General features: G+C 63.9%; 8 protein-coding genes. 2 read left to right on the forward strand and 6 right to left on the reverse strand.

Annotated features, from left to right (window positions below; genetic code table 11):
* Positions 1 to 110 precede the first annotated feature (110 nt).
* From ABE456_RS27260 to pedF, 6 genes are all read right to left on the reverse strand, one after another.
* The gene (locus ABE456_RS27260; protein WP_346646696.1) at positions 111 to 1631 is read right to left on the reverse strand and encodes an aldehyde dehydrogenase family protein; all 1521 of its coding nucleotides are present in this window, start codon (positions 1629 to 1631) and stop codon (positions 111 to 113) included.
* A 163-nt stretch (positions 1632 to 1794) separates the two neighbouring features.
* The gene (pedH, locus tag ABE456_RS27265; protein ID WP_346646697.1) at positions 1795 to 3582 is read right to left on the reverse strand and encodes a PQQ-dependent alcohol dehydrogenase PedH; all 1788 of its coding nucleotides are present in this window, start codon (positions 3580 to 3582) and stop codon (positions 1795 to 1797) included.
* Between the two features lie 282 nt (positions 3583 to 3864).
* Positions 3865 to 4797, reverse strand: a complete 933-nt coding sequence (locus ABE456_RS27270) for a quinoprotein relay system zinc metallohydrolase 1 (protein ID WP_346646698.1) — start codon at positions 4795 to 4797, stop codon at positions 3865 to 3867.
* Between the two features lie 38 nt (positions 4798 to 4835).
* A complete protein-coding gene (locus ABE456_RS27275; RefSeq protein WP_346646699.1) occupies positions 4836 to 5603 on the reverse strand; it encodes a quinoprotein dehydrogenase-associated SoxYZ-like carrier in 768 nt (255 codons plus the stop codon).
* Positions 5604 to 5776: 173 nt separating this feature from the next.
* Positions 5777 to 6652 carry a transporter substrate-binding domain-containing protein gene (locus ABE456_RS27280; protein ID WP_346646700.1) on the reverse strand — a complete coding sequence of 292 codons (876 nt, stop codon included), beginning with the start codon at positions 6650 to 6652 and terminating at the stop codon, positions 5777 to 5779.
* A gap of 5 nt (positions 6653 to 6657) precedes the next feature.
* Positions 6658 to 7119: a cytochrome c-550 PedF gene (gene pedF, locus ABE456_RS27285; protein WP_346646701.1), complete on the reverse strand. Its 462-nt coding sequence runs from the start codon at positions 7117 to 7119 to the stop codon at positions 6658 to 6660.
* A gap of 254 nt (positions 7120 to 7373) precedes the next feature.
* On the opposite strand from pedF, the gene exaA reads away from it, so the two are divergent.
* Positions 7374 to 9269: a quinoprotein ethanol dehydrogenase gene (gene exaA / locus ABE456_RS27290; RefSeq protein WP_346646702.1), complete on the forward strand. Its 1896-nt coding sequence runs from the start codon at positions 7374 to 7376 to the stop codon at positions 9267 to 9269.
* A gap of 81 nt (positions 9270 to 9350) precedes the next feature.
* Positions 9351 to 10010 (forward strand): pentapeptide repeat-containing protein, encoded by a 660-nt coding sequence (locus ABE456_RS27295; protein ID WP_346646703.1) that lies wholly within the window; start codon positions 9351 to 9353, stop codon positions 10008 to 10010.
* Positions 10011 to 10217: the final 207 nt, after the last annotated feature.

The raw sequence follows: 10217 nt of genomic DNA on the forward strand, positions 1-10217 counted from the left end.
CGATTGGGCTGCGCAGCAGCCCCAGCAATATCCGCTTCAGCGCGCATATCCTGGGGCCGCTGTGCGGCCCTATCGCGACGCAAGGCCGCTCCCACATTGTCCGCGTAGTATTAGAAGAAGCCCAACGGGTTGATGTCGTAGCTCACCAGCAGGTTCTTGGTCTGCTGATAGTGGTCGAGCATCATCTTGTGGGTCTCACGGCCCACCCCGGACTTCTTGTAGCCACCAAACGCTGCATGCGCCGGGTACAGGTGGTAGCAGTTGGTCCACACGCGCCCGGCCTTGATCGCCCGGCCCATGCGGTAGGCGCGGTTGATGTCGCGGGTCCACAGGCCTGCGCCCAAGCCAAATTCGCTGTCGTTGGCGATTGCCAGTGCTTCGGCTTCGTCCTTGAAGGTGGTCACACCCACCACCGGGCCGAAGATTTCTTCCTGGAACACCCGCATCTTGTTGTTGCCCTTGAGCAGGGTCGGCTGGATGTAATAGCCGCTGGCGAGGTCACCCTGCAGCCGCTCGGCAGCACCACCAGTGAGCAGCTGGGCGCCCTCCTCCCGGGCAATCTGCAGGTAGGAAAGGATCTTGTCGTATTGCTGCTCCGAGGCTTGGGCACCGACCATGGTCTCGGTGTCCAGCGGGTTGCCGCGGGTGATCTTGGCGATCTTCTTCATCACCTCGGCCATGAACGGCTCGTAGATCGACTCCTGGATCAACGCCCGCGATGGGCAGGTGCACACCTCGCCTTGGTTGAAGAACGCCAGCACCAGGCCTTCGGCGGCCTTTTCGATGAACGCGGGCTCGGCCTGCATGATGTCTTCGAAGAAGATGTTCGGCGATTTGCCGCCCAGCTCCACGGTAGACGGGATAATGTTCTCGGCCGCGCATTTCATGATATGCGAGCCCACCGGGGTGGAGCCGGTGAAGGCGATCTTGGCGATACGCTTGCTGGTGGCCAGGGCCTCGCCGGCTTCGCGGCCAAACCCTTGGACGATGTTCAATACGCCTGCGGGCAGCAGGTCGGCAATCAGCTCGGCAAAAATGGTGATCGACAGTGGCGTCTGCTCAGCAGGCTTGAGCACTACGCAGTTGCCGGCCGCCAGTGCCGGGGCGAGTTTCCAGGCGGCCATCAGCAGCGGGAAGTTCCACGGGATGATCTGCCCCACTACACCCAGCGGCTCGTGGATGTGGTAAGCCACGGTGCCTTCGTTGATCTCGGCGGCCCCGCCCTCCTGGGCGCGAATGCAGCCGGCAAAGTAACGGAAGTGGTCCGCTGCCAGCGGCACGTCGGCATTCAAGGTTTCGCGTACAGCCTTGCCGTTGTCCCAGCTTTCGGTGACGGCGAGCACTTCCAGGTTCTGCTCGATGCGGTCGGCGATCTTCAGCAGCATCAGGGCGCGGTCCTGCACCGAGGTCTTGCCCCAGGCTTCGGCGGCGGCATGCGCAGCGTCCAGCGCCCGCTCGATATCCTGGGCAGTGGAGCGCGGGAATTCGGCTATCGGCTGGCCATTGACTGGCGAGCTGTTGGTGAAGTACTGGCCAGCCAACGGCGCTACGAACTCGCCGTTGATGAAATTGCCGTAGCGTGGCTTGAAGGACACGATGGCGCCTGGGGTTCCGGGTTGTGCGTAGATCATGCTGAGCCTCTGCGGGTCGAAGCCTGTCCCACGACAGGCGATGGACCGATGGTAAAAAGCCCCGCCTGCCGGGCGAATGCATCGTTGGCAGCGGGGCTCTCGTCATTTGGTATTAGGGCCGCTTGCCGCCAGGCCAGTGGTAGCAAGCACCTGGGCTTGAGCGTTACGGCTTGGCACTTGCCGTTTGCTGCAGTTGCTTGGGCAGCTTGAAGGTCCAGAGCATGCCGCCCTGGTTGAAGTCCTTGACCCGTTTCGCCACTTCACCACCCCACAGCGGTACCGCGCCGCCCCAGCCGGAGACCACCGAAACGTACTGCTCGCCGTCCATTTCCCAGGTTACCGGCGAGCCGAGCACGCCGGAGCCAGTCTGGAATTCCCAGACCTTGTCGCCGGTCTTGGCGTTGAACGCCTGCAGGAAGCCTTCCGGGGTGCCGGTGAACACCAGGTTGCCCTTGGTGGTCAGCACCCCGCCCCACAGTGGCGCGTAGTTCTTGTGGCGCCACACTTCCTTGCCACTGACCGGGTCGATGGCGCGCAGCACACCGATGTAGTCTTCGTTGAGTGGCTTGATGGTGAAGCCGGCACCGAGGAACGCCGCGCCCTTCTTGTAGGCGATGCCTTCGTTCCAGATGTCCATGCCCCACTCGTTGGACGGCACGTAGAACAGCCCGGTGTCCTTGTTGTAGGCCATCGGCATCCAGTTCTTGGCACCGAGGAAGGCCGGGGCAACGAACACCGAACTGCCTTTGGCCTCGCTACCCGGCGCCCCCGGCCGGCTGGCTTCGTTGTAGATTGGCCGGCCGTCCTTGTCCAGGCCGGTGGCCCAGGTGATCTTGTCGACAAAGGGGAAGCCACGGATGAACTTGCCGTTGGTGCGGTCCAGCACGTAGAAGAAGCCGTTACGGTCGGCCGTGGCGGCTGCCTTGACCTCCTTGCCGCCGTCCTTGTAGTTGAACGAGATCAGCTCGTTGACGCCGTCGAAGTCCCAACCGTCATGCGGCGTGCTCTGGAAGTGCCACTTGATGGTGCCGTCGTCCGGGTTAAGGGCCAGGCGCGACGAGGAATACAGGTTGTCGCCGGGGCGCAGGTGCGAGTTCCACGGCGCGGGGTTGCCGGTGCCGAACAGGATCAGGTTGGTTTCCGGGTCGTAGTAACCGCCCAGCCAAGGCGCCGCGCCACCGGTCTTCCACAGGTCGCCGGGCCAGGTCTTGCCGGCCTCGCCGCCGGATATGCCGTTCTCGATCGCCTTGCCGTCCTTGTACACGTAACCCATGTGCCCTTCCACGGTGGGGCGCATCCACAGCAGCTCGCCGTTCTCCGGGTTGTAGGCCTGGATCTTGCCCACCACGCCAAACTCGCCGCCGGCAACGCCGGTGATCAGCTTGCCGTTGACGATCATCGGCGCGGCACTGATGGAGTAGCCTTCCTTGTGGTCGGCCACCTTCTTGCTCCATACCACCTTGCCGGTGTCCTTGTTCAGCGCCACCAGCTTGGCATCGAGGGTGCCGAAGAACACCAGGTCACCGTATAGCGCCACGCCGCGGTTGATCACGTCGCAGCATGGGCGGATGTCATCCGGCAAGCGTGCATCGTATTGCCACAGCTTCTTGCCGGTGCGGGCGTCGACGGCGAACACCCGCGAGTAGGAGCCGGTCAGGTACATCACCCCGTCCTTGATCAGCGGCTGTGCCTGCTGGCCGCGCTGCTTCTCACCGCCGAAGGAGAACGCCCAGACCGGCCGCAGCTCTTTGACGTTGTTGGCATTGAGCAGGTCCAGCGGGCTGTAGCGCTGACCCTGCACGCCCAGGCCATTGGTCACGATCTGCTGCGGGTTCTTCGGGTCCTGGAGGATTTCTTCATTGCTGACAGCGGCGTGGGCTGCGCCGGCAAGCAGCATGGCGCTGAGCACCAGGCTCACGGCGAACACGGGACGGCGTGGGGATCGGGTCATGACGGCTACCTTTGGTTTTTTTGTTGTGCCCGGGAAAATTTCCCGGTGTGCCGAGAATTCTTGGTCGGGGCCTGTTCGCCAACAATTGCCAGGAATGTGGAGTTTTCTAGTTCCTTGGTACAAGCCCCAAAAGCTTGCGCGGTCTTTCCTCTGTAGGAGCGGCCTTGTGTCGCGAAAGGGCTGCGCAGCAGCCCCGGCGATTTCAGCTATGGGCACAAATTCTGGGGCTGCTTTGCAGCCCTTTCGCGACACAAGGCCGCTCCCACACCACAGGGGATCGCGTCAGGGGTTGGTATCGACGCGCTGGAATTGTTGGCGCTCATAACGGGGATACAGGTGGCTGACACTGCGAATCAGCTCATAACGGGTCAGGCTGATCCCGGCAAACCGCTCGGGGATCGGGCTTCGGATAATCTCGGCCATGTCATCGCCACGCGCGGCACCATCACGCATCAGGCCATCCAGCCAGCCCAGGTAATCGCGCATCTGCACAAACGGCTGCGCATCGCTGGCCACCGGGCCGTGCCCGGGCACAAGCTGCTTCCAGGGCAGCGCCTGCAAGGCGTCGAGGTCCTTGAGCCAAACCTCCAACCCCGGGCTGTTGGGCGTAGTCAGCGCTCGCTCGTAGAACACCAGGTCACCCGCAAACAGCACGCCGGTCTTTTCATCGAGTATCGCCAGGTCGGCGCCGGTATGCCCGCTCAGCCCCAGCAAACGCAGCCGGTGCCCGCCTACCTCATGCACGCCTGGCTCCACTACCCGGGTCGGCAGTACCACCTCGGTACCGCGCATCCAGTCGCCAACCAGGCGGTACATGTTTTCGGCCATGGCATCGCCTTGCTGACGCAGCAATTCTGTAGTGCCAGCCAAGGCCCCGATCGGCACATCGGCAAAAGCCTGGTTGCCCAGCACATGGTCGGGGTGATGATGGGTCAACAGCACTTCGATCACCGGCTTGTCGGTGGTGGCAGCAATGGCCTGGCGCAGCGCTTCGCCGTAACGTTTCGACGGCCCGCTGTCGATCACCACCACACCGCTGTCGGTAACGATGAACGCGGTGTTGACCACATTGCCGCCATTGGCCTTGGCGAAATTGTCGGTGCTGCCTTCCAGCAGCCATGTGCCCGCAGCGATCTGCCGGGGCGTGAGCCGGTAGTCCAGGTCAGCCTGGGCCGGCAGCCCCAGGCACAGCAGCAACAGCAGGATCCAACGCATGACGGGCGCCTCGGGTCAGGGAAATTCAGGCAAGGTGCTCAGGGCACCGCCGCCTCGAACTGGTTGCCGCTGTTGTCCTGCAACAGCAGCCGGGTCGGCCCGGCGCCCTGGATATCAAAGCCCAGGTTGGGGTTTTCGCTGACCGCCGGGTACAGCTCAAGGCTGGCCAGGCGCTGGCCGTCGGCGCCTTGCAACTCGGCATGGTTGAGGAAGAATTCGGGTATGCCGCTGACCAGGCCGTTGTCCATCGGGTGGGCCACCTGCAGGCGCAAGCGGCTGCTGTCGCCACGCGGGTAACGCCCGCCCAGCACCTCGCCGAGGTGTTCTTCCCAGCCGGGCTGGGTACGTACCACACTGGGCGCGGTACAGCCGCCGCCAGCGGCATCGATCAGGGTCGAGCCAACATGCCACAGGCCATCGCGGGTGAGCACGGCGGCACGCAGCGGGGTGGCCTGTTCGATACGGATGCGGATCGACAACCAGGGCAGCACCCGCTCGCCGGGCTGGAAGTCGACAATGCGCGGCAGCGGGTTGAGTTCGGCCCAGGCGATCATCCGCACCACCTCGCCGGTGAACGCCCGGGCGTCGATCTCCAGCGGCACCTGGCGCGCATCCTCGGCAAACGGCGGCGCCAGCAGCTTTACCCGGTCATCGAAGACGAAAGCGGCCTGGCCCAGCAACTGCTTGTGGTAGAAGTCCCACATTACCGACGGTACCGGGTCCTTATTGGCACTCGGCTCGCTGGCCAGGGCCTGGGCGGCCCAAGGTAGCCAGCAGGCCAGCAGGAAAGTTGCTCTCAGGCTCATGATCCGCTCCCATGGATCAACAAATGGTTTTCAGGCTTGCCGCCCCCCTGTGGGAGCGGCTTCAGCCGCGAACACCGGCAAAGCCGGTGCCATCCACCGCGTCGCTTGCTTCGCGGCTAAAGCCGCCACAGGGGTTCTGTTGCCTTTGCAAACCCACATGCCTGGGCAACTTTTTATTGATACATCTCTGGCACTACGTAGCGCAGGCCGTAATTGGCATAAATCGCCTTCAGCCGCCCATCACGAATCAGCCCCTCAAGCACCTCCTCCACCGCATAGGCCAGCTGCCGGTTGCTTTCATGCACCGCCATGCCGATCTCCCAGGCTTGCTTGCCCAAGTTCGGGTAGGCGTTCTCCGCCAACGCCAGTTGCGGGTCGGCGGCCTGCTGCAGCTGCCAGTCAACTTCGCCACACATCGCCATCACCGCGTCCACCTGGCCAGCCTGCATGGCCGCGAACGCCTGCTGCACGCTGGGGTAATGGTGGGTCCTGGCGCTGAGCATGCCGTTGAACACCGAGGTCAGGTAGAACGACGGCACGCTGTCCACCTCGACGCCGATCGGGTGCTGCTGGAACACCGCGACACTGGCCACCGAGGCCAGCCGACGGCGGTCATAGGCCACTTGCCAGCGCTCTTCCTGATAGGGGCCGAACATCACCACCTGGGCGTTTTCCAGCTCACCCAGTTCGTTGCGCTTCTGTGCGTATTCGTGGTCGTACGGCACCCGCATCATCAGGTCGGCCAACTGCTGGTGGCGCAGCGGGCTGCCGCGCCAGATGTAGTCGCGCAGGTCGTCGTCGAGCTTTTCCCCGGGCGGCGCCCAGACCAGTTGCAGGCGCACGCCCATGGCCTCGGCCAGCGCCTGCGCCAGTTCCACATCAACACCACGCGGCTGGCCATGGTCCTGGAAACTGTAGGGCGCAAAATCCTTGTACACAGCCACCTTCAACTCACCGGCGGCGATGATCGCGTCGTAGTTGCGCACCTGCGCCTGGGCTGCCGCGCACCACAGCAGCAGGCTACTGAACAGTACCGCCATCAGGCGCATGGCCGTCATTCCTCGACGTGCACGCTGTCCAGGTACGTGCGCACCGCCCACAAGGCTTCCTGGCTCAGGTAGTCGGCCATCTTCGGCATGTACACGCGGCCGTCGCGAACCGCGCCATGGCGCACGCGCTCGACGAACCATTCATCGCCGGCGTCGCCGGCATCGAGCATGCGCAGGTCGGGGGCAATGCCACCAGACTTGGCTTCCAGGCCATGGCAGGCCGCGCAGTTCTGGTTGTAGGCCGAGGCGCCGATTTCCACCGCCTTGTCGTGTTCAGGCGAACTGCGGTAAGGGTTGACCGCCGCCCAGCCGTCACCGTCCAGGCTCACGCCAGCGTCCTTGATCGGGGTCAGGCCCTTGGTCTCCACCGCCTGCGGGACCACGTTGCCATGGGCCCAAGCCGTACCGGTCAACACAGCCCCGGCCAGCACACCTGCAGCAAGCAACACATTGCGTTTTGTTGTCATTGTTATGCCCTCACCATTGCACGCAAAGCCTCAACCACAGAGGCCGTGCCGCCATCTTAAAAACACCCCGCAGGCGGCCGAATGCTGCTTTGGTGGCCGGGCCGTACTCCCTTGGTAGTAGGGCTTGTGGCGAAGGGCCAAATGAGGTGCCTGCCGGGAACTCTTCCCGGCAAGGGCGGGACTTTTTCCGTATCCCGCAACTGCCGCCGCGCCCCACCCTGTGCAGGCCAAAACCTCCACTGGGAACTGCAACCATGACAATAAGATCGCTACCCGCCCTTTCCCCTCTGGCCCTGAGCGTGCGCGTGCTGCTGATGGCCGGTAGCCTGGCCCTGGGCAGCGTGGCAACAGCGGCCACCACGCCTGCGGCACCTGCCGGCAAGAACGTCACCTGGGAAGACATCGCCAACGACCACCTCACCACCAACGACGTGCTGCAATACGGCATGGGCACCAACGCCCAGCGCTGGAGCCCGCTGGCCCAGGTGAATGCCCAGAACGTGTTCAAGCTGACCCCGGCCTGGTCCTACTCGTTCGGCGACGAGAAGCAGCGCGGCCAGGAATCGCAGGCCATCGTCAGCGATGGCGTGGTCTACGTCACCGGCTCGTACTCGCGGGTATTCGCCCTCGATGCCAAGACCGGCAAGCGCCTGTGGACCTACAACCACCGCCTGCCCGACAACATTCGCCCGTGCTGTGACGTGGTCAACCGTGGCGCGGCAATCTACGGCGACAAGATCTATTTCGGCACCCTCGACGCGCGGGTCATCGCCCTCGACAAGCACACCGGCAAGGTGGTGTGGAACAAGAAGTTCGGCGACCACAGCGCCGGCTACACCATGACCGGCGCGCCAGTGCTGATCAAGGACAAGACCAGCGGCAAGGTATTGCTGATCCACGGCAGCTCCGGTGATGAATTCGGCGTGGTCGGCCAGTTGTTCGCGCGTGACCCGGACACCGGCGAAGAGGTATGGATGCGGCCCTTCGTCGAGGGCCACATGGGCCGCCTGAACGGCAAGGACAGCACCCCGACCGGCGACGTCAAGGCACCGTCCTGGCCGGACGACCCGACCACCGAAACCGGCAAGGTCGAAGCCTGGAGCCATGGCGGTGGTGCCCCTTGGCAAAGCGCCAGCTTCGACCCCGAGACCAACACCATCATTGTCGGCGCCGGCAACCCCGGCCCGTGGAACACCTGGGCGCGCACCTCGAAAGACGGCAACCCGCATGACTTCGACAGCCTGTACACCTCCGGCCAGGTCGGCGTCGACCCGAGCACCGGCGAGGTCAAATGGTTCTACCAGCACACCCCCAACGATGCCTGGGATTTCTCCGGCAACAACGAACTGGTGCTGTTCGACTACAAGGACAAGGACGGCAAAGTGGTCAAGGCCACCGGCCACGCCGACCGCAACGGCTTCTTCTACGTGGTCGACCGCAACAACGGCAAGCTGCAGAACGCCTTCCCCTTCGTCGACAACATCACCTGGGCCAGCCATATCGACCTGAAGACCGGGCGCCCGGTGGAAAACCCCGGCCAGCGCCCGGCCAAGCCGCTGCCGGGTGAAACCAAGGGCAAGCCGGTTGAGGTTTCGCCGCCGTTCCTCGGTGGCAAGAACTGGAACCCCATGGCCTACAGCCAGGACACCGGCCTGTTCTACATCCCCGGCAACCAGTGGAAGGAGGAGTACTGGACCGAGGAAGTGAACTACAAGAAGGGCTCGGCCTACCTGGGCATGGGCTTCCGCATCAAGCGCATGTACGACGACCATGTCGGCACCCTGCGCGCCATGGACCCGACCACCGGCAAGCTGGTGTGGGAACACAAGGAGCACCTGCCGTTGTGGGCCGGCGTGCTGGCAACCAAGGGCAACCTGGTGTTCACCGGCACCGGCGATGGCTTTTTCAAGGCCTTCGACGCCAAGACAGGCAAGGAACTGTGGAAGTTCCAGACCGGTAGCGGCATCGTCTCGCCACCCATTACCTGGGAACAGGACGGCGAGCAGTACATCGGCGTGACCGTCGGCTACGGCGGCGCGGTGCCGCTGTGGGGCGGCGACATGGCCGAGCTGACCAAGCCGGTGGCCCAGGGTGGCTCGTTCTGGGTGTTCAAGATCCCGAGCTGGGACAACAAGACCGCACAGCGGTGAATGCCTGAGGTAAGGCGTCACTTGGGGCTGCGTTGCAGCCCCATAGCACCTGCCTCCCTACTCCAACGAGAGCCTTTCGCCATGAACTACCTGCCCTTTGCCCTGCTGTTGGTACTCTCTCCTGCCCTGGCGGCAACTACTGACGACGATGGCAACGATGCGCCCCTGACCATCAACGGCTGCATCATTGCCGAAGCCAGCCAGTGCCCGGGTGCCAACCTGCGTGGCGCCAACCTGGCCAACCAGGACCTGCGCAAGATGAACCTGGCCGGTGCCGACCTGCGCGATGCCGACCTGCGCCACGCCCAGCTGGACCTGGCCAACCTGGAAAAAGCCCGCCTGCAAGGTGCCAACCTGACCCGCGCCAGCCTGCAGCAAAGCAACCTGCGCCTGGCCGACCTGAGCAATAGCCGGCTGGTGGCCATTCAGGGCTGGGGCTTGTTCGCCCAGGGGGCGCAGTTCGAAAAAGCCGACCTCAGCGCGGCCTACCTGCAGTTCGCCCGGCTGTCCGGGGCCAAGCTGCAGCAGACCAACCTGCAGGCGGCGGATCTGGAAATGGCCTGGCTGAGCAAGGCCGACCTGCAAGGGGCCAACCTGGGCGATGCCAACCTGCAGGAGGCCAAGTTCGGCCAGAGCAACCTGGCCCGCGCCGATCTACGCGGGGCGCGGCAGCATTACGGGAATTTTCAGGAGGCCAATATGGAGGGATGCACGGGTTGCCCTGAGACCTGGGACAAATGAACTCAATTAGTTGGGGGCCGCTTTGCGGCCCATCGCGACACAAGGCCGCTCCCACAATGACCGCGTAGATCTCATTTTTTGTATTCACGCGGACAGTGTGGGAGCAACTGTCTTGCTCAATTTCTAAAAGCTGGCGCGATCCCTGTGGGAGCGGGCTTGCCCGCGAACACGGGCGAAGCCCGTGCCATCCACCGCGGTGTCTTCTTC

Source organism: Pseudomonas sp. TWI929, assembly GCF_039673335.1.
GTDB lineage: Bacteria > Pseudomonadota > Gammaproteobacteria > Pseudomonadales > Pseudomonadaceae > Aquipseudomonas.

What these genes read in the sequence shown, in the direction of transcription:
- ABE456_RS27275 (WP_346646699.1), bottom strand. Translation starts at nt 5,603, where the DNA reads ATGAGCCTGAGAGCAACTTTCCTGCTGGCCTGCTGGCTACCTTGGGCC.
- ABE456_RS27270 (WP_346646698.1), bottom strand. Translation starts at nt 4,797, where the DNA reads ATGCGTTGGATCCTGCTGTTGCTGCTGTGCCTGGGGCTGCCGGCCCAG.
- ABE456_RS27295 (WP_346646703.1), top strand. Translation starts at nt 9,351, where the DNA reads ATGAACTACCTGCCCTTTGCCCTGCTGTTGGTACTCTCTCCTGCCCTG.
- ABE456_RS27280 (WP_346646700.1), bottom strand. Translation starts at nt 6,652, where the DNA reads ATGCGCCTGATGGCGGTACTGTTCAGTAGCCTGCTGCTGTGGTGCGCG.
- ABE456_RS27260 (WP_346646696.1), bottom strand. Translation starts at nt 1,631, where the DNA reads ATGATCTACGCACAACCCGGAACCCCAGGCGCCATCGTGTCCTTCAAG.
- pedH (WP_346646697.1), bottom strand. Translation starts at nt 3,582, where the DNA reads ATGACCCGATCCCCACGCCGTCCCGTGTTCGCCGTGAGCCTGGTGCTC.
- exaA (WP_346646702.1), top strand. Translation starts at nt 7,374, where the DNA reads ATGACAATAAGATCGCTACCCGCCCTTTCCCCTCTGGCCCTGAGCGTG.
- pedF (WP_346646701.1), bottom strand. Translation starts at nt 7,119, where the DNA reads ATGACAACAAAACGCAATGTGTTGCTTGCTGCAGGTGTGCTGGCCGGG.